Raw genomic sequence first — 18486 nt, 5'->3', positions numbered from 1 at the left:
TGAGTCAGGCGGCGCTCTCGACCACGTCGCCGCTCATGAGTGTAAGGATGGTCTTGACAGCTTCCTTGCCCGCAGCCGAGTTCAGCTTGTCGTAGCTCAGCGCAAGGGCATAGGCATCAGGGCTGAGTTCGATACGGCCGCCGAATTCCGATATATCCGTCCCCTCGAAGAGGGCGGAGATCTCGACGCCGAGAAAAACCGCGATCTGATGCAGCTTACTGGCTGAAACGCGGTTCGTTCCCTTTTCATATTTCTGGATCTGCTGGAAAGTCAGCCCGAGCGCTTCACCAAGCTCGAGCTGGGAAACACGACGAATGGCGCGAAGCTGTCTGATGTTGCGACCAACAATGATATCGACCGGATCTGGCACTTCACCACTCTCTTATACATGAACCTTTTGTTCACCATATCGTTTTCCCGGGATAACGCAACCCGGCAGTTGCAAAATTCAACCGACTTTTTCTGGGCATTACGTTACGTCAGCAGCCATCGAGGAAAGTCGCAGAAGCCCTGCTATACAGGCTATCCGAGAACCCCGACGGTGACCGTCGTCGGTGAGGACTCCCAATGTCGGAGGCCTCTGATGCGGTTGTATTTTTCCAGGATTTGGGAAAACGGTACCGAAAAGTTCCGGAATCGATCGTGTTTGCGATGCTTCTGGTAAAGTGCGCGCGATCCGCGGCGCAAGGCGGCGCGCTTGCCAACCGCGCCGCTTCGGCTTAGCTGTCACGCTTCACGAACCCGGATACGCAATGCCGCATAAGGTTTCTCTTTCCCGTCTGAAGCTGACAGACTTCCGCAATTATGCCGCCGCGAGCCTTAGTCTCGATGGTCGGCATGTCGTGCTGACCGGAGACAATGGCGCCGGCAAGACCAATCTCATGGAGGCGGTCTCGCTGCTTTCGCCCGGCCGCGGTCTGCGCCGAGCCGCCTATGGCGACATTACCCGCGTCGGCGCGGCCGGCGGCTTTTCGATCTTCGCGGCGCTTGACGGCATGGAGGGCGAAGTCGAGATCGGAACCGGCATAGAAACGGGCGAGGACACCACAGCTCGCCGGCTTCGGATCAACGGCACCCCGGCTAAAACCGCCGACGAGCTGACCGATCATCTGCGTCTTCTCTGGCTGACACCGGCGATGGACGGGCTCTTCACCGGCGCCTCCGCCGACCGCCGACGCTTTCTCGACCGCCTGGTGCTGTCGCTCGATCCCGCCCACGGCCGCCGCGCGAGCGATTTCGAGCGCGCCATGCGCAGCCGCAACAAGCTGCTGGACGAAGGTCGCTTCGACCCTTCCTGGCTTGCCGGTATCGAAGAACAGATGGCAAGCCTCGGCATCGCCATGGCGCTCGCCCGCCAGGAGATGCTCGGCCTCTTGACCCGGCTGACCGAGGAAACACTGGAGAGTTCTCCTTTCCCGTCAGCCTCGCTGCAGCTCTCCGGCTTCATGGACGGCCAGTTCTCGCGGCCATCGGTCGACCTCGAGGACGACTACGCGGCGATGCTCGCCGAGAGCCGATACCGCGATGCCGGCGCAGGGCGCACGCTGGAGGGGCCGCACCGGACCGACCTCATCGTACACCACCGCGAAAAGGCGATGGAGGCGGAGCGGTGTTCCACCGGCGAGCAGAAAGCGCTGCTTGTCGGCTTGGTGCTTGCCCATGCGCGGCTCGTCGGCAATCTCACCGGTCATGCGCCGATCCTGCTGCTCGACGAGATCGCTGCGCATCTCGACGAGAACAGGCGCGCCGCGCTGTTCGACCTTATCGACGGACTGGGAGGTCAGGCCTTCATGACCGGAACGGATCGGGGAATGTTCTCGGCCCTCGGCGACAGGGCGCAGTTCTTTACGGTTGCGGACGGAAGGGTGTTCGGATGAGGGAGACAGCTTTTCCCGATGTCGCTTTTGCCGATGTCGGCGGCCATGCTACGATCGCCGCCATGGAACCTCTCAGCCCCGATGAAATCGCCCGGTATCAACGCCATATCCTGCTCCCCGAAATCGGCGGCGCAGGCCAGCAGAAACTCAAAGCCGCCCGTGTGCTGGTGATCGGCGCCGGGGGGCTCGGTGCGCCGATCCTGCAATATCTCGCCGCCGCCGGTATCGGCACGCTCGGCATCGTCGACGACGACCGGGTGTCGCTGTCCAATCTGCAGCGCCAAGTGATCCATGATTCCGGCACGATCGGCGAGCTGAAAACCGAAAGCGCCGCCTTGGCAATTGCCAGGCTCAACCCGCATGTCCGGCTCGTCCGCTTCGAGGAACGCTTTTCTCGCGAGACTGCCCGGCGTCAATTATCCGGCTTCGATTTCCTGATCGACGGCTCCGACAATTTCGATACGCGTTATGCCGCGGCCGATGCGGCGGAGGAAGCACGTATCCCGCTCGTCACCGGCGCCGTCGGTCGTTTCGACGGTTCACTGACCGTGCTAAAACCTTATGAGACGGCCGAGGACGGAGCGCCCAACCCAGGCTATCGCGACCTGTTTCCCGAGGCGCCTCCGGCGGGTCTGATTCCCAGCTGCGCTGAAGCCGGCATTATCGGCGCGCTCACCGGCGTCATCGGCACGATGATGGCGATGGAGGCGATCAAGCTCATCACCGGCGCCGGCGAACCGCTGATCGGGCGGCTGCTGCTTTACGACGCACTCTCGGCCCGGTTCGAAACCGTACGCTATAGGCGCCGCCGCGCCAGGCAGGCCGGATGAGGATTATCCGCCTCGACCAGAACTTCACGCGCTGGGACGAACTGCTCGCCCTCATCCTCACGGCCTTCGCTTCGATGAATGGCAGGATCGATCCGCCATCCTCGGCGCTCGGTCTCACGGCGGAAACGCTGGCAGCAAAGGCTGAGGCCGAGATCGGCCATGTCGTCATCGACGATGGCAAACTGACCGGCTGCCTGTTTCTGCGGCCGGAGGCCGGTTGTCTCTATGTCGGCAAGCTCGCCGTTTTGCCGGCAGTGCAGGGCAAGGGCCTCGGCAGGCGTTTGCTGGCAGTTGCCGAGGAGACGGCTGCAGAATTCGGCCTTGCCGCCCTGCGGCTGGAGACACGCATCGAGCTTACCGACAATCACGCCGTCTTTGCCGCATGGGGATTTTCCAGAACCGCCGAGAAGGCGCATCCCGGTTTCACCAGGACGACCTTCGTCGAGATGCGGAAGAGCCTTATACGCTGACGCGCATCAGCGGCCAGGCAGCACCCGATTCGGCGGTCTGTGGCCGTCGATGAAGGTGCGAATATTGATGATGACCTTGTCGCCCATGTCGATCCGGCCTTCGATCGTCGCCGAGCTCATATGCGGCAGCAGCACGACCTTGCCCTCATTGGCGAGCTTGACGAGCTTCGGATTGACGGCAGGCTCGTTCTCGAAGACGTCGAGGCCGGCGCCGGCGATCTTGCCCTCCCTCAGGCATTTGATCAGCTGGGTTTCATCGACGACGTCGCCGCGCGCCGTATTGACGAGATAGGCAGTCGGCTGCAGCAGCGCCAGGCGGCGCGCCGAAATCAGGTGAAAGGTCGCCGGTGTCGAGGGGCAGTTGATCGAGACGATGTCGACGCGGGCCAGCATCTGGTCAAGACTTTCCCAATAGGTTGCCTCCAACTCGTCCTCGACGGCCGGATTGACGCGCTTGCGGTTGTGGTAGTGAATCGAAAGACCAAAAGACTTGGCGCGGCGGGCCACCGCCGTGCCTATTCGCCCCATGCCGACGATGCCGATCCGCTTGCCGTGAATGCGCCGGCCGAGCATCCAGGTGGGAGACCAGCCGGCCCACTCGCCCGGCTTGTCGGTCAGGACCCGCGCCCCTTCGCCGAGCCGCCTCGGAACCGCGAGAATCAGTGCCATCGTCATATCGGCAGTGTCCTCGGTCAGGACGTTCGGCGTGTTGGTGACGGTGATGCCCTTGCGCGCCGCCGCCTCGACGTCGATGTGGTCGGTGCCGTTGGAGAAGCTGGCAATCAGCTTCATCTGCGGTCCCGCCTCATCGATCAGCGCCGCATCGATGCGATCGGTGACGGTCGGCACCAGCACGTCGGCGGTCCGGACAGCGGCGACAAGTTCGGGAATGGAGCGCGGCGTGTCATCGATGTTCAGCTCGGCATCGAAGAGCTCCCGCATTCGGGTTTCGACGGCATCCGGCAGCTTGCGGGTGATGTAGACCTTCGGTTTTTTCTTCGCTGTCATGGCTGCCTGCGGTGCCTTGTTCAGAGGTCTTTAACCAAGAGGGGTGATAATTTTCCCGTTCCGGGCAATTTCTACCAGACCCGCACGCGAAGACAAACAAAACTCGTGGTGCAGCCGTGGAATGTAAAAGCCCGGACCGCGCGCAGGCCGTGCCTGGCGCGAATTCGAGCAAACGGAAGCCTCCATGCGCAGCAAAGTCCTGAAGTCCTGCCTCGCCCTTGCGATCGCTCTGGCCGCATCCATGGGAACCTTAGAATTTGCTCATGCGCAGGCGGCCAAGGGGCCGAGCGGCCTGCCATTGCCGCGCTTCGTCACATTGAAATCGAAGCGCGTCAACCTGCGCATCGGCCCGGGAACGGACTTCGCCGTATCGTGGATGTATCTGAAATCCGGCCTTCCGGTGGAGATCATCCAGGAATACGACAATTGGCGCCGCATCCGCGATGCCGATGGTACTGAAGGCTGGGTCAACCAGTCGCTGCTATCGGGCCAGCGCGCAGCGATCGCCGCGCCCTGGATGAAGACGAAGGGCAAGGGCGTCTATGTCAATCTGCGCCGTGAGGCGCAGCCCTCCGCCTCGATCGTCGCCAAGCTGGAACCCGGCGTGATGCTGACGATCGGCGAATGCAACGGCGATTGGTGCCACGCAGAAACCGACGGCGCCGCGGGCTGGGTGGCGCAGTCGGAAATCTGGGGCGCCTATCCCGGCGAAGCCTTCAAATAAGCCCCGCCTGTTTGGCGGCCTCGGAAAGCGAGGTCATCGGGCGCGGGCCGATCTGCTGGATGACAATGCCGGCAGCCAGGCAGCCGAGCTTGCCGCAATCCTCGAGGGACCGTCCCTGCGTGTAGCCATAGAGGAAGCCGGAGGCAAACAGGTCGCCGGCACCCGTCGTATCCACAACGTCCCGGATCCTGATCGCATCGACGTAATAACGCTCCCGGCCCTTCAGGATGACGGCGCCGTTCTCGCTCATCGTCACGGCGGCGATCTTGCAGTCCGCGGCGATCCTGTTCAGCGCCTCTTCGAAATCGTCGGTCTCGTAAAGCGACAGCGCCTCCTGGCGATTGGCAAAGACGATATCGACCTTGCCGGAGCGCATCAGATCGAGGAACTCGCCGCGGTACCGATCGACGCAGAAACTGTCGGACAGCGTCATCGACATTTCCCGGCCGTTTTCATGGGCGATGCGGGCGCAGTCGAGAATCGCCTCCTTGGCGCGCGGCGGATCCCACAGATAACCTTCGAAATAGGTGACCTTGGCATCGGCAACGACATCGGCCTCGACATCCTCAGGACCGAGTTCGACGCAGGCGCCGAGATAGGTATTCATCGAACGCTCGCCATCCTCGGTGACGAAGATCATCGAACGCGCGGTCGGCGGGAAGGTGCCCTTCGGCTTCGTCTGGTAGTGAACGCCCTGGGCGCGGATGTCGTGGGTGAAGATGTCCCCGAGCTGATCTGCAGCGACATTGCCGAAATAAGCCGCCCTGCCGCCGAGGTTGGCAACGCCCGCCGCCGTGTTGCCGGCGCTGCCGCCGGAGGCTTCGAGAGCCGGCCCCATGCGTGAATACAAGAGTTCGGCGCGTTCGGCGTCGATGAGGTTCATCGCCGCCTTCGTGATCTGGTTGTCAATGAGGAACTGATCGTTGCAACGGGCGATGATATCCACGATTGCGTTGCCGACCGTCAGAACATCGAATCTTGTCATAAAATGGGGGGTCCCGGATTTGTGATAGCCGGGGTTCGGTCTTAGCGAAATTTCCGCGGTTTGGAAGGACAAATGGTGAATGGCGCATCTATTTCTTCGCAAAAGTGCCGCTCATTCGTCACGCCCCTGTCATCTTCGAAATCTAGAAATACTCGCAGGAACACCGGCATGAGCAGCTTTCAGTTGCAGCCAGGCACCCGAGGGATGACCCCTTCGATCTTACCGGCGCGATGCTGACCACGGATGAACTGGCAGCTTCGCGATTCGGGCATCCGGGAAGGCCGGATGCGGAAAAGCGGGCTGTGCCCGCTTTTTTTGCTTTGCGGAGAGTTCCGCAGCCGGAGCGGGCGGCGCTTGCCTTGCTGCTCGAGCGCCGTGCGTCCGTTCGGGCGCGCAAAGGACGCTCTCACTCTTTAGATCTACGCATCGGACTTACCGAAAATCGATTCCGATTTTCGCGCCGATGCTGTAGAGGTCGGATACTCCCCTTCCCCGCAGAGCATCCCGCCTCATGTCAGCCATCATTCTCGACGTCCTTCCTATCTTCATCCTGATCCTCATCGGCTGGGTGATCGTTCGCAGCGGTCTGATGGCATCGAATGTCGGCGACGCGCTCAGCGAATTCGTCTTCAAGATCGCCGTGCCGCTTCTGCTCTTCCGCACCATCGCCGAAGCGGATTTCCACGGCGCCTCCCCTTTCCGGCTCTGGATCGTCTATTTCTCCGGCGTCGCCATCACCTGGAAGGCCGGGCATATCGCCGCCACACGGCTTTTCGGCCGCGACGAACGGATCGGCGTACTTGCCGGGGTGTCCTCAGCCTTCGCCAACAACGTCTTCATCGGGCTGCCGCTCGTTCAGCGGACCATCGGCGACGAAGGGCTCGTGGCGTTGTCGATCCTGCTTGCCGTGCATCTGCCTGTCATGATGGTCGCCGGCACAGTGCTGATGGAGCACGCGGAGCGCAAGATCGCCGGCAAAAGCGACCGCAGCATGGTGTTCGTGCTTCGCCAGATCGCCATCAATCTCATACGCAATCCGTTGGTGATCGGGCTTGCGGCCGGCATGGCCATGCACCTTTCCGGCCTTACCATGACAGCGACGCTGGCGACGGTCGTCAATCAGATCGCCGGCATTGCCGGTCCGGCGGCGCTGATCTCGCTCGGCATGGCGCTGGAGAGATACGGCGTCTCCGGCAATTTCGGCATTGCCAGCGTCACCTCGAGCTTAAAGCTGCTGCTGCTGCCCGGTTGCGTCTGGGCGGCGAGCCATCTCCTCGGCCTCAACCCTGAATGGACGGCAGCAATCGTGCTGACCTCGTCGGTGCCGACAGGCGTCAACGCCTGGCTGATCGCCAACCGGTTCGGCGTCGGTCACAGCCTCGCCGCCTCGACGATCACGGTGACCACCGCGCTCGGCGCTATCACCGTCTCGCTCTGGGCCTATTTCCTCGGCGCCTGAGCGGGTCTCGGCATAATAAGAAAAGCCCGGCTTGCGAGCCGGGCTTTTCCATGAATGCGACCATCGTGCCGTTCACTGCGTGGCCGTCTTCGGATCCGGAAGCGGCACCGGCGAATCAGCGAGCGTGTGCAGGTAGAGGATGACGTTGGCGCGATCCTGATCCTTCGCCAGACCGGCGAAGCCCATCGCGGTGCCTGGAACGTCCTTCTTCGGCGCCAGCAGGAACTTGTTGAGGTTCTCGAAAGTCCACTTCTCGCTGCCGCCCTTGGAGAAATCCTTCATCGCAGCGGAATAGGCAAAGCCCTCATGCGAGGCGATCGGGCGATCTACGACACCAAAGAGGTTCGGACCGACCTTGTTCGGTCCGCCTTTGGTGCCGTCATGACAGGCCTGACACTTCTTGAAGATCGCTTCACCGGCCTTGGCATCTGCAGAAGCGAGCAACTGGGCGATCGGAACGGCAGCGGCCGGCGCAGCTTCGCCGCCGGCGGCAGGCGCCTCTTCGGCAACGATCGCGAAACCTTCCTTCTCCGGCGCTTCGGAATGGAAGATCCCCTCGGACGCGATGGAGACCGACATCAGAACGAAAATCGTTCCGAGCAGTGCCCCCACGGCCGTATTGACGTATGAATTCATCTGCAATGCTCCCCTTGCAGCCGGCAGACCAGAACCGGACCATCTTGAAATCGCGCGGAACCTATGTCTTTTGACTGTTCGTTGCAACTGTCTAAATGGTCTTATGCGTGAGACTTTTTGACACTTTTCAGCCCGGAATAGAAGGCCCGTACCATGCGTGATTCAAATTTCGACGACGTGCTCGTATTGATCCCGGCACGGATGGCCTCCACCCGGCTTCCGGGCAAGCCACTCGCGGATATTTGCGGACTGCCGATGATCGTGCAGGTGGCCATGCGCGCAAAAGAAGCCGAAATCGGCCGCGTCGTCGTCGCCGTCGACGATCCGCAAGTGTTCGATACCGTGGCCGCCGCCGGTTTCGAAGTCGTCATGACCAGCAAGGATCATCAATCCGGCTCGGACCGCATCTTCGAGGCGTTGAAGAAGGTTGATCCGGACGGCAGGGCGAAGTTCATCGTCAACGTCCAGGGCGACCTGCCGACGATCGAGCCGGAAACGGTGCGGGCGGCCTTGCGCCCCCTCGAGAACGAAGCGGTCGATATCGGCACGCTCACCATCGAAATCGACAACGAGGAGGACAAGATTGCGCCGCACATCGTCAAGGTCATTGGCTCGCCGATTTCTGACACCCGCCTGCGCGGCCTCTACTTCACGCGCGCAACGGCGCCCTACGGCAAGGGGCCGCTGTACCATCATATCGGCCTCTATACCTATCGGCGCGCAGCGCTCGAACGGTTCGTGTCGCTCGGCCCGTCGACGCTTGAAAAGCGCGAATCGCTGGAGCAGTTGCGTGCACTGGAGGCCGGCATGCGCATAGATGCCGAGATCGTTGACACGGTCCCGCTCGGTGTCGATACTCCGGCCGACCTCGAAAAAGCGCGACGCATCCTCTCTGCACGGCAGAACTGACGGGACTATCATGAACATCAAGACCAACAGGATCGCCTTCCAGGGCGAATTCGGCGCCAATTCCGACATGGCCTGCCGCGACATGTTTCCGACAATGGAGCCGCTGCCCTGCCAGACTTTCGAGGATGCCTTCACGGCGGTCGACAATGGCGACGCCGATATCGCAATGATCCCGATCGAGAATACCATTGCCGGACGCGTCGCCGACATCCATCATCTGCTGCCGGAATCGCGGCTGCATATCATCGGCGAATATTTCATGCCGATCCGCTTTCAGCTGATGGTTCTGCCCGGGGTCACCAAGGATGAGATCCGCACCGTCCACAGCCATATCCACGCCCTCGGACAGTGCCGCAAGATTGTGCGCGCTCACGGCTGGAAGCCTGTCATCGCCGGCGATACGGCCGGGGCGGCAAAACTCGTGAAGGAAACCGGCGATCGCTCGATGGCGGCGCTTGCTCCGCGCCTTGCCGCTGATCTCTACGGGCTGGAGATCGTCGCCGAGAATGTCGAGGATACGGAAAACAACGTCACCCGTTTCGTGATCCTGTCGCGCGATGAGGAATGGGCGCAACGCACTTCGGCTGAGGAAAAGGTCGTCACCACCTTCGTCTTCAACGTTCGCAACATTCCGGCTGCGCTCTACAAGGCGCTCGGCGGGTTTGCGACGAACAACATCAACATGACGAAGCTCGAAAGCTATCAGCTCGGCGGAAAATTCGTGGCGACGCAATTCTACGCCGATATCGAGGGCCATCCGAACGATCCGAACGTTCGCCGAGCATTGGAGGAGCTGCGTTTCTTCTCCGAAAAGGTGCGCATCCTCGGGGTTTACAAGGGGCATGTGATGCGAGGCCTGCTTTAACAGGCCTCGCGCTCTCTCATTATTTATCCGGCTCGCATACGCGGAGCCGATGCCCGTCCGGGTCGAGCACGACGAAGGTCGGGCCGAAATCGAGTTCAGTCAGTTCCTGGGCAATCGGCAGGCCACGCTGACGCCAGTCATCATATTGCCTGGCGACGGCATTTTCTCCCGCCAGCATGAAGGCCACTTCGCCTCGATTGCCGATGGCCGAGGGCTGCGGCTCGACCTTGCTGCGCCGCCAGAGACCAAGGGTGAAGCCGCCATCGAGCGGGAAGGCGATGAAATTCGGCGCTTCGACGGCCGGCTCGCGGTTCAGGAGGTTCCGATAGAAGCTCGCGCTCTCTGCCGGATCCTTGACATAGAGAATTATCAGATTGGGGCTGGTCATTTCGGTTCTCCCGTTGCAGTAAGTTGGGTCGGCGTGATCTCCTGCTGCCAATTTATGGCAGCAGGAAACAAAAGGCGCTGCGAAGGCAACGCCCGTTCTCGGCGAGTGGATGAGTTGGACAATCAGATATTTAGAGCGGGAACCGGTCCTGGAGGCGCGGGTTGCGCCCATCCATGAAACCGAGGTCGCGCTTGCGGGAATCCGGTATGGCTTCGATATCGAGTTTCGAGCGGTTGCCCTCGGAGATCCGAAAAAAGCTGATAGCCAGGCGCAGTAGGCCGGAGCCTGCCGACTGCCGGACGTCGGCAAAGGTTTCGGCCGAAATGATATCGGCAAAGCTGTCGGAGGCGAAGCGATCACCGGCCTGTTGAATGACTGGAGGCGTTACCATGATCAGTACTCCTTCCCAAGCGCATCGGCACGATGCGCTAAAACCTGGATGTCACAGCGTCCTTGCGCGTCCGAAGACGCGCGGCGCTGTAGTGAAGTGAGACTGATAATAACTCTCCCTGCTGACAGTTTATGGCAGCAGCGTTCAGGTCTCCAGCGGCACGTCCTGCGTCTCGCGCCACTCCTTTAGGAGCGCTGTGCGGCGACGGGGATAACGCATCTCATGGACCGCCATATCAATGATGCGATCGGTGCGGAAATGGCGGAAATCCTGGCGCAGTTCGCACCAGGCCATGATGATGCGCACATGCTCGAAATAGCCGAGCGCGAAGGGCCAGACACGGCGACGGGAGATACGGCCCTGCTCGTCGCCGTAATGCAGTTCAAGCACGCGCTCCAGACGGATCGCCTTGCGGATAGCCGAAACATCGGCCCTGTCCTCATCCTGGCGCTTGCGGCCGACGAAGAGTGTCGCCGAATCGACCATGTCACGCATGTCGGCCGGCAGCACGGCGACGATCTTCGCCAGCGCATCGGCGCCGGCGCCGGCAAGGCGCGGCTCGGCCGCGCGGGCCACCCAGCGCGAACCGAGCACCAAGGCTTCCAGCTCTTCTTCGGAAAACATCATCGGCGGCAGCATGAAGCCGGGCTTCAGCACATAACCGATGCCCGCTTCGCCTTCGATCATCGCGCCCTGGGCCTGCAGGCTGGCAATATCGCGATAGAGCGTGCGAAGGCTGACGCCGGTTTCCTGGGCAAGAACAATTCCGGTCACCGGCCGCCGATAACGCCGAAGCGTCTGCAGCAGCGTCAGCAGCCGTTCCGAGCGGGCGACCGGCATGGTGTTACCGCTTCCACTCCGCCCAGTCGCGCATCAGGCGGTGGGCGATCGCCCCTTTCGGCGGAGAGGCTTTGCCCGTCGCACTCGGGCGTTCCAGCATCTCAATTGTTTCCTCGCGGGTGAACCAGCGGCAATCCTCGAGTTCGGTCTCGTCGCGCGTAATTTCGGTCGATTTGGCCTCAGCGTAACAGCCGATCATCAGCGAATGCGGCATCGGCCAGGGCTGCGAGGCATGATAGCGGATGCGGCCGGTGCGGATGCCCGATTCCTCCAGCGTTTCGCGGCGCACGGCATTCTCGATGGTCTCGCCGGGTTCAACGAAGCCCGCAAGACAGGAATACATTCCGGGCGCAAAATGCGGGCTGCGGCCAAGCAGGCAGAGGCCGCGCTGCTCATCGATCGTCAGCATGATGACCACGGGGTCGGTTCGGGGGAAGATCATGTGTTCGCAGGCGGTGCAGACGCGCTTGTAGCCGCCGATATGGATTTCCATCGCCGCGCCGCAGCGGCCGCAGAAGCGGTTGTCGCCATTCCAGCGGATGAGGCTTGCGGCCTGAGCGAATTCGCCGAGCAAGACTTCGTCGATCAGCATCTCGCGAAACAGCGTGCGGCCGTCGGCCGGCTTGTATTGGCTGGCAAGGTCCTCGACGTCGATGCCGACGGGAACGGCAAGGCGCGGCTCGCCTGATTTGCGGTAGCCGAGCAGCACCGTCTCGTCCCAATCCGGCTGTAATTCCTGCAATTCGTAACGGGCAAACAGCGGATCGAGCACCTGGCCGTCATGTTTCAGCACCAGCTTGTCCCGGGCGAAGGCAAAGATATGGGTGCCGTCCTTGGCCAGCGCCCTTTCGACGGAATGTTCGTCGCGGTGTTCGGAATCGCGATTGAGGTCGTTGGCGGCAAAGGCAGTGAGATTGCTGGGTTCCGGATGGGGCACATCCGAATCGAAAAGCGAATGGTTCATGATGAAAGGGCTTCCCGCAGCTTTGCTGTGAATTCGTCTCTCCTTGCGTCCTCGTAAGGCTCAGCGCGCCCGAAACCCCAAACGGGACCCGGCCAGTTGGCGTCGCCTTCGAAGCGGGCAATGACATGAACATGAAGCTGGCGGACGATATTGCCAAGAGCCCCGATATTGATTTTTGTCGCGCCGGTGATGTCTTTCAAGGCCTTGGCGACAAGCTCCGTCTCGAAGGCGAGCAGCACCTGATCGAGCGGCGTCAACTCGAAGATTTCGGTAATTCCAGCCCGGCGCGGGACCAGAATGAGCCACGGCCAGCGGGCATCCTTGGATAATCTGAGATCACAGAGCCCGGTGACCATGACGCTGACGCTGTCGTTTTCCAGCCGGGGGTCGAGCACAAAACCGTCCAAGGGACATTCCTCCTGTCTTTTCCTAGGACTAGCAGTTTTTTTGGATGTTGGCTTGCTTTTGATGACGATATTGCCGATATGTGCATCCGGGAGGTTGGTGGTGGACGAGCCACTCGCCAACCGGGTCAGGTCCGGAAGGAAGCAGCCCTAACGAGCCCGGCACGGGTCATCGTGCCAGCCTCCCACCTTCTCTCCACGAAATGCTCGACAATTCGGGCGACAAGCAGGGCGATGAGCGATACCGAGCGACAATCAAAAGATGCCGCCTCGACGGGCACCGGATACCGGGTGCTGGCTCGCAAATACCGCCCCAAGGATTTCACGGACCTGATGGTCGGCCAGGAGCCGATGGTCCGCACGCTCACCAACGCCTTCGAGACCGGCCGCATTGCCCAGGCCTATATGCTGACCGGCGTGCGCGGCGTCGGCAAGACGACGACGGCGCGCATCCTGGCGCGCGCGCTGAATTACAAGACGGCAGAAATCGACAAGCCGACGATCGACCTGCGCGTGCCCGGCGAACATTGCCAGGCGATCATGGAAGGCCGGCATGTCGACGTCATCGAAATGGATGCCGCCTCGCATACCGGCATCGACGATATAAGAGAGATCATAGAGCAGGTGCGATACCGGCCGGTTTCGGCGCGCTACAAGGTCTATATCATCGACGAAGTGCACATGCTGTCGACCCAGGCCTTCAACGGTCTGTTGAAGACGCTCGAAGAGCCGCCGGAGCATGTGAAGTTCATCTTCGCCACCACCGAAATCCGCAAGGTGCCGATCACCGTGCTGTCGCGCTGCCAGCGCTTCGACCTGCGTCGTATCAGCGCGTCGGATCTCGTCGGGCTGTTCACGACAATAGCGGCCAAGGAGGGCATCGAGGCGGAAGGCGACGCGCTGGCGATGATCGCGCGGGCTGCCGAAGGTTCTGCCCGCGATGGCCTGTCGCTGCTCGACCAGGCGATCGCCCACGGCGCGGGCGCCGTGCAGGCGGAAGCCGTGCGCGGCATGCTCGGCCTTGCCGACCGCGCCCGGATCGTCGATCTCTTTCAGCATATCGTCAAAGGCGATGTGGCCGGTGCACTCGGCGAGTTCCAGAGCCAGTATGAGGCCGGCGCCAATCCGGTGGTCGTGCTCACCGATCTGGCCGATTTCACCCATTTGGTAACGCGGCTGAAATATGTGCCGGATGCGGCAAACGACCCTTCTCTGAGCGAGATCGAGCGCACCAAGGCGGCAGAATTCGCTGGGGGTGTCGCGGTGACGACGCTGTCGCGCATCTGGCAGATGCTGCTGAAGGGCATTCCCGAAACGGAAGGCTCGTCGCGCACGGCGGGCGCCGCCGAGATGGTGCTGATCCGGCTCGCGCATGCGGCGCATCTGCCGGCGCCCGAGGATGCGGCGCGGCGGCTTGCGGAGTTTTCCGGCGACAACGCCGGCCAGCGCCCCTCCTCACCCTCCGGCAGTGGCGGCGGCAACGGGACGCGGGTTCCCTATCAGAGCAGCGTTGCCGCGCGCGCGCCTGAGCCGACACCACGGCCGCAGCCCTCGGGGCCGACCGCGATGCTGCGCGCCGTGCCCAATCCGGAGCCGCAGAATATCGGCCGCACCGAGGCCAAGGCCGCAGAGGCTCCGAAGCCGCTGGTGCGTGTCAATTCCATCGGCGATATCGTCGACCTTGCGACCGAGAAGCGCGACGTCAAGCTGAAGGCACTGGTGCGCAACTTCGTGCGGCCAGTGCGTCTTGAGCCCGGCCGGCTTGATGTGAACCTCACCGAAGGCGCGCCGAATACGCTGCTCAATGAGCTCGCCGTCAAGCTCAAGGAATGGACTGGAATCCACTGGATCGTCAGCACCAGCCGCGAGGAAGGCGCGCCGACGATGGTGGAGGCGGAAGCCAGGGCGCAGGAACAGCGCGTCAGCGATGCGCGTCAGGATCCCGATGTCGCGGCGATCCTGGCGCATTTCCCCGGCGCCAAGATCATCGACGTGCGCGTGCGGGCGCCTGAACCGGAGGAGGAAGGCGAGTTGAAGCCGCCGGCTGCCGCCGAATCCGAGGAAGGCGACATCCTGCCCGGCGACGACATAGAATTTTGACGTTTCAACAAGGAGCGAGACGATGCGCGACATCATGGGCATGATGGGCAAAGTCAAGGAAATGCAGGCCAAGATGGAGCAGATGCAGGCGGAGATCGCCGAGCTGACGGCCGAAGGCAAGGCGGGCGGCGGACTCGTCACCGTCGTCATTTCAGGCAAGGGCGAACTGAAAAGCCTGAAGATCGACCCCTCGCTGTTCAAGGAAGACGACGTCGAGATCCTCGAGGACCTGATCGTTGCCGCTCACAAGGACGCCAAGGACAAGGCCGAGTCGCTCGCCGCCGAAAAGACCAAGGCGCTCACGGCCGGCCTGCCGATCCCGCCCGGCTTCAAGCTGCCGTTTTGATAGCAGGCAATTGGTCTTCCTTTTGACTGCAGTTCCGATAGCCGATGCTGCTATCGGGCCGACGATCCCCACAGAACGCCGTTCTTAACGCTACGCTTCTAGCGTCGCCCGTAGCTTATAGTGAATGGGAGCAGCGAGATATCGCGACCGGTCCGCCTCCGAAAGCCGTTGGCCGAATGTTTTCATAAGCTCCGGCATCGTCACCCTCTCTCCGGAAAAGGGATGATACTCGACCGTCACTCCGGCCTCGACCACGCCGCCTCTGACGACGCGGCAGTAAATGCCGGGGCGGGCGGCCACCGTATAGCGCTTGACGAATTTCGGATCGGCCATCCTGGCCGCAAAGGTGGCGCAGGGAATGCGGCAGGCGGTGGCCTCAAGAATAAGATCGCCTGCTATGAAGCGGTCGCCGACGGCGACGTCGCGGTTGTCGAGGCCTGAGATTACCATGTTTTCGCCAAAGGTGCCGGGTTCATGCGGCCGGCCAAGCTCCCTGCTCCACCAGTCGAGCGTCAGCGATCCCTCGACATAAACCGCCTGATCGACACCGCCATGATGCTTGCGGTTGCAGATGGCATCGCCGACCAGCCCTTCGGCATCGATCATCACGGCGCCGTTGACGGCATGTTTGAAAATACCGGTCTTGTAGCTCTTGCCGGCCAGCTTTTCCGCATTGCCGATGCACAGCGCCAGGATTTTCATGGGACGGCCGATCCTTCCGCGATTCCGTTTTCGTTGCATATCAGTTAAGAACGGCGCATGGCAAAACGAGTCACCGGCCCCGAAATCGAAAAACTCATCCAGCTTCTGGCGAAGGTGCCGGGCCTCGGGCCGCGCTCGGCGCGCCGGGCAGCACTGCATCTGATCAAGAAGAAGGACCAGTTGCTCGGGCCACTGTCGAACGCGATGGGCGAAGCCTATGACAAGGTGAAGATCTGCTCGCGCTGCGGCAATGTCGATACAACAGACCCTTGCACCGTCTGCACCGATACGCAGCGCGATCAATCCGTCATCATCGTCGTCGAGGACGTTTCGGACCTCTGGGCGCTGGAGCGGGCCGGCGCGATCAACGCCGCCTATCACGTGCTTGGCGGCACGCTGTCGCCGCTCGACGGGATCGGGCCCGACGATCTCAATATCCGCGGACTGATCGACCGGATCGGCGAAGGCGGCATCCGCGAGCTGATCATCGCGGTCAATGCGACCGTCGAGGGGCAGACGACGGCGCATTACATTACCGACCAGTTGCAGGGGCTCGACGTGAAGATTACGCGATTGGCGCATGGCGTGCCTGTGGGCGGCGAGCTCGACTATCTCGATGAGGGCACGCTCGCGGCCGCGCTGCGGGCACGGACGGTGATATGAGGGGTTTATATATGCCGCACCATACCCCCCTCTGCCCTGCCGGGCATCTCCCCCACAAGGGGGGAGATCGGCAAGAGGCGCAGGCCTCCCGAAATCTCGGTCATGTGCCCAGCGGCTTCGGCCATTTGTGGCCGTCGATTAGGGCGAGAAGACGCTCCTATCCGATCTCCCCCCCTGTGGGGGAGATGTCCGGCAGGACAGAGGGGGGTGTTCTACGACGGCTGCGGATGTTCGCATTCACGATAATGACGACCCTCCTCCCCCTCACCTCCCACGCAGCCCCTTCCAAAGCCGATGTCGAGGCACAATTCCAAAAATGGGTGCAGAGCGACCTCTGGCCCGAGGCGAAGGCGGGCGGTGTTTCCGAGAAGACCTTCAGGGCCGCCTTCTCGGGCATCTCGCTGAACTGGAACCTGCCGGATCTCGCCCCGCCCGGTTTCCCGCCGCCGAAGGAGCAGAAGCAGACGCAGGCGGAATTTTCCTCGCCCGGTCCCTATTTCAACGAAGACCGGCTGAAGAAGCTCGCAGCGACAGGGCGCGGCTTTGCGGCGCAGTATGGCTCGACGCTGAAACGGATCGAAAAGACTTATGGCGTGCCGGGCTCGATCGTGCTTGCCATCTGGGGCCGCGAGACCGGCTTCGGGGCAGCGAAGATCCCGGAATCGGCAATCGAAGTGCTGGCGACCAAGGCCTTCATGTCGACGCGCAAGGAGATGTTCCGGACCGAACTGGTGGCGGCGCTGCATATTCTCGACGGCGGCGACGTCGCGCCTTCCGATTTCAAAGGGTCTTGGGCCGGCGCACTGGGGCAGCCGCAATTCATGCCGACGAGTTATCTGAAATATGCCGTGGATTTCGATGGCGACGGCCATCGCAACATCTGGACCTCGGTGCCGGATACGCTCGCCTCGATCGCCAACTATCTGGTCAAGAAGGGCTGGCAGCGCGATCGGGACTGGGGTTTCGAGGTGTCGATACCCGAAGCGGTCTCCTGCGCGCAGGAGGGGCCTGATCTGGCAAAACCGCTTTCGCACTGGGCCTCGCTCGGCATCGAGCGCATCTCCGGCAAGGCCTTTCCCTCAGGTGAGATGAAGGCGCAAGGGATGATGCTGGTGCCGGCCGGCCGCGACGGCCCGGAATTCATTGTCACGCAGAATTTCTATATCATCAAGGAGTATAACAACTCCGACCTCTACGCGCTTTATATCGGCAATCTCGCCGACCGGATCGCCTCGAACGGCGGCGCCTTCGAGGGCCAATGGGGCGATGTCGGCAAGATGCTGCGTTCGGATGTGGCCGCCATGCAGAAGGCGCTGGAGCGGCAGGGTTATGACGTCGGCGGCACCGACGGACTGCCGGGCTACAAGACGCGGCGCTCGATCGGCCAGTGGCAGGCAAAGAACGGCATGAAACCGACATGCTTTCCCGAAGCCGGCATGAAGGGCAAGCTGAAGTAGCCGGATTCACAGGTTGCGTTTCAGCCCTTCATGGCTGACGACGAAACCGAGCTTCTCGTAGAAGCGGATGGACTCTTTCCGTGTCTTGTCCGATGTCAGCTGCACGAGGCCGCAGCCGCGCTCGACGCATTGGGCGACCGCCCATTCGATGAATTGCGCGCCGAGCCCCGCTCCGCGACACTCTCTTGCGATACGCACGCTTTCGATCTGCCCGCGCCACATACCGGTTCGGGAGAGCCGGGAAGAAGGCTCAGCTGCAGGCAGCCGACGACCTGGTCGGAGGCGTCGGTCGCCACGGCCAGCAACTGGTTGGCGTCCGCCTCGATCGCCGCGAAGGCCGAGAGATAACGCGCATCGACCGGATCGGAGACGATTTCCCTGGCGGCGCCGAGATCGTCATCGGCGAGAAGCCGGACGATAGTGGCGAGATCGGATAGGCGGGCGAGCCTGAAACTGTACATGGCTGCT

The 18486-nt window shown here is 62.0% G+C and carries 21 protein-coding genes, 1 other RNA gene and 1 pseudogene; 12 read left to right on the top strand and 11 right to left on the bottom strand.

The window, feature by feature from the left end; genetic code table 11:
• Positions 1-4: 4 nt before the first annotated feature.
• On the bottom strand, positions 5-370 hold the full coding sequence (locus NMA58_RS21015) for a helix-turn-helix domain-containing protein (protein ID WP_085776533.1): 366 nt from the start codon (positions 368-370) through the stop codon (positions 5-7).
• Between the two features lie 382 nt (positions 371-752).
• On the opposite strand from NMA58_RS21015, the gene recF reads away from it, so the two are divergent.
• Genes recF through NMA58_RS21000 form a run of 3 tightly spaced genes read left to right on the top strand, consistent with a single transcriptional unit; the run spans position 753 to position 3177 of the window.
• Positions 753-1877 carry a DNA replication/repair protein RecF gene (gene recF, locus NMA58_RS21010; RefSeq protein WP_434711798.1) on the top strand — a complete coding sequence of 375 codons (1125 nt, stop codon included), beginning with the start codon at positions 753-755 and terminating at the stop codon, positions 1875-1877.
• Positions 1874-2707 carry a molybdopterin-synthase adenylyltransferase MoeB gene (locus NMA58_RS21005; protein ID WP_430958093.1) on the top strand — a complete coding sequence of 278 codons (834 nt, stop codon included), beginning with the start codon at positions 1874-1876 and terminating at the stop codon, positions 2705-2707. The genes recF and NMA58_RS21005 overlap by 4 nt, the downstream gene beginning before the upstream one ends.
• The gene (locus tag NMA58_RS21000; RefSeq protein ID WP_434711797.1) at positions 2704-3177 is read left to right on the top strand and encodes a GNAT family N-acetyltransferase; all 474 of its coding nucleotides are present in this window, start codon (positions 2704-2706) and stop codon (positions 3175-3177) included. The genes NMA58_RS21005 and NMA58_RS21000 overlap by 4 nt, the downstream gene beginning before the upstream one ends.
• A gap of 6 nt (positions 3178-3183) precedes the next feature.
• Here NMA58_RS21000 and NMA58_RS20995 read toward each other — a convergent pair whose 3' ends face one another.
• On the bottom strand, positions 3184-4185 hold the full coding sequence (locus NMA58_RS20995; protein ID WP_097600442.1) for a 2-hydroxyacid dehydrogenase: 1002 nt from the start codon (positions 4183-4185) through the stop codon (positions 3184-3186).
• A gap of 184 nt (positions 4186-4369) precedes the next feature.
• Here NMA58_RS20995 and NMA58_RS20990 point away from each other — a divergent pair, with 184 nt between their 5' ends.
• Positions 4370-4909, top strand: a complete 540-nt coding sequence (locus NMA58_RS20990; RefSeq protein WP_011423530.1) for an SH3 domain-containing protein — start codon at positions 4370-4372, stop codon at positions 4907-4909.
• On the opposite strand, the gene NMA58_RS20985 is transcribed toward NMA58_RS20990, so the two are convergent.
• Positions 4902-5894, bottom strand: a complete 993-nt coding sequence (locus NMA58_RS20985; RefSeq protein WP_430958092.1) for an adenosine kinase — start codon at positions 5892-5894, stop codon at positions 4902-4904. The two genes, NMA58_RS20990 and NMA58_RS20985, sit on opposite strands and share 8 nt — an antisense overlap.
• Before the next feature lie 511 nt (positions 5895-6405).
• Between NMA58_RS20985 and NMA58_RS20980 the strand changes: the two genes are divergently transcribed.
• Positions 6406-7353, top strand: a complete 948-nt coding sequence (locus NMA58_RS20980; protein ID WP_434711796.1) for an AEC family transporter — start codon at positions 6406-6408, stop codon at positions 7351-7353.
• 72 nt (positions 7354-7425) lie between these two features.
• On the opposite strand, the gene NMA58_RS20975 is transcribed toward NMA58_RS20980, so the two are convergent.
• The gene (locus tag NMA58_RS20975; RefSeq protein WP_085776528.1) at positions 7426-7989 is read right to left on the bottom strand and encodes a c-type cytochrome; all 564 of its coding nucleotides are present in this window, start codon (positions 7987-7989) and stop codon (positions 7426-7428) included.
• A gap of 153 nt (positions 7990-8142) precedes the next feature.
• Here NMA58_RS20975 and NMA58_RS20970 point away from each other — a divergent pair, with 153 nt between their 5' ends.
• The gene (locus NMA58_RS20970) at positions 8143-8898 is read left to right on the top strand and encodes a 3-deoxy-manno-octulosonate cytidylyltransferase (RefSeq protein WP_434711795.1); all 756 of its coding nucleotides are present in this window, start codon (positions 8143-8145) and stop codon (positions 8896-8898) included.
• 10 nt (positions 8899-8908) lie between these two features.
• Positions 8909-9763 (top strand): prephenate dehydratase, encoded by an 855-nt coding sequence (locus tag NMA58_RS20965; RefSeq protein ID WP_097600445.1) that lies wholly within the window; start codon positions 8909-8911, stop codon positions 9761-9763.
• Between the two features lie 19 nt (positions 9764-9782).
• On the opposite strand, the gene NMA58_RS20960 is transcribed toward NMA58_RS20965, so the two are convergent.
• The 5 genes from NMA58_RS20960 to NMA58_RS20940 all read right to left on the bottom strand — a co-directional run bounded on the left by NMA58_RS20960 (position 9783) and on the right by NMA58_RS20940 (position 12753).
• Entirely contained in the window at positions 9783-10151 is a 369-nt protein-coding gene (locus NMA58_RS20960; protein WP_221113886.1) for a VOC family protein, read from the bottom strand.
• A 130-nt stretch (positions 10152-10281) separates the two neighbouring features.
• A complete protein-coding gene (locus NMA58_RS20955) occupies positions 10282-10542 on the bottom strand; it encodes a hypothetical protein (protein WP_434711794.1) in 261 nt (86 codons plus the stop codon).
• Positions 10543-10686: 144 nt separating this feature from the next.
• A complete protein-coding gene (locus tag NMA58_RS20950; protein WP_183705476.1) occupies positions 10687-11382 on the bottom strand; it encodes a helix-turn-helix transcriptional regulator in 696 nt (231 codons plus the stop codon).
• A 4-nt stretch (positions 11383-11386) separates the two neighbouring features.
• A complete protein-coding gene (gene nudC / locus NMA58_RS20945) occupies positions 11387-12346 on the bottom strand; it encodes an NAD(+) diphosphatase (protein ID WP_183705478.1) in 960 nt (319 codons plus the stop codon).
• Positions 12343-12753 carry an HIT domain-containing protein gene (locus NMA58_RS20940; RefSeq protein WP_434711793.1) on the bottom strand — a complete coding sequence of 137 codons (411 nt, stop codon included), beginning with the start codon at positions 12751-12753 and terminating at the stop codon, positions 12343-12345. Before NMA58_RS20940 ends, nudC begins: the two co-directional genes overlap by 4 nt.
• Before the next feature lie 89 nt (positions 12754-12842).
• Here NMA58_RS20940 and ffs point away from each other — a divergent pair.
• The 3 genes from ffs to NMA58_RS20925 all read left to right on the top strand — a co-directional run bounded on the left by ffs (position 12843) and on the right by NMA58_RS20925 (position 15196).
• Positions 12843-12939: signal recognition particle sRNA small type (ffs, locus tag NMA58_RS20935), an RNA gene on the top strand.
• 45 nt (positions 12940-12984) lie between these two features.
• Positions 12985-14850 carry a DNA polymerase III subunit gamma/tau gene (locus NMA58_RS20930; protein ID WP_434711792.1) on the top strand — a complete coding sequence of 622 codons (1866 nt, stop codon included), beginning with the start codon at positions 12985-12987 and terminating at the stop codon, positions 14848-14850.
• 22 nt (positions 14851-14872) lie between these two features.
• Positions 14873-15196, top strand: a complete 324-nt coding sequence (locus tag NMA58_RS20925; protein ID WP_085776519.1) for a YbaB/EbfC family nucleoid-associated protein — start codon at positions 14873-14875, stop codon at positions 15194-15196.
• Positions 15197-15286: 90 nt separating this feature from the next.
• On the opposite strand, the gene NMA58_RS20920 is transcribed toward NMA58_RS20925, so the two are convergent.
• Positions 15287-15898 carry an MOSC domain-containing protein gene (locus NMA58_RS20920; protein WP_430960677.1) on the bottom strand — a complete coding sequence of 204 codons (612 nt, stop codon included), beginning with the start codon at positions 15896-15898 and terminating at the stop codon, positions 15287-15289.
• 57 nt (positions 15899-15955) lie between these two features.
• Between NMA58_RS20920 and recR the strand changes: the two genes are divergently transcribed.
• Positions 15956-16561 carry a recombination mediator RecR gene (recR, locus tag NMA58_RS20915; protein WP_430960676.1) on the top strand — a complete coding sequence of 202 codons (606 nt, stop codon included), beginning with the start codon at positions 15956-15958 and terminating at the stop codon, positions 16559-16561.
• Positions 16562-16788: 227 nt separating this feature from the next.
• Positions 16789-18018 carry a lytic murein transglycosylase gene (locus tag NMA58_RS20910; protein ID WP_434711791.1) on the top strand — a complete coding sequence of 410 codons (1230 nt, stop codon included), beginning with the start codon at positions 16789-16791 and terminating at the stop codon, positions 18016-18018.
• Positions 18019-18024: 6 nt separating this feature from the next.
• On the opposite strand, the pseudogene NMA58_RS20905 reads toward NMA58_RS20910, so the two are convergent.
• A pseudogene (locus NMA58_RS20905) lies at positions 18025-18479 on the bottom strand (GNAT family N-acetyltransferase).
• Between the last annotated feature and the right edge of the window lie 7 nt (positions 18480-18486).

This window comes from Rhizobium sp. YTUHZ045 (genome assembly GCF_051124255.1).
Classification (GTDB): Bacteria; Pseudomonadota; Alphaproteobacteria; order Rhizobiales; family Rhizobiaceae; genus Rhizobium.
This window is presented reverse-complemented; position numbering and strand designations above follow the sequence as displayed.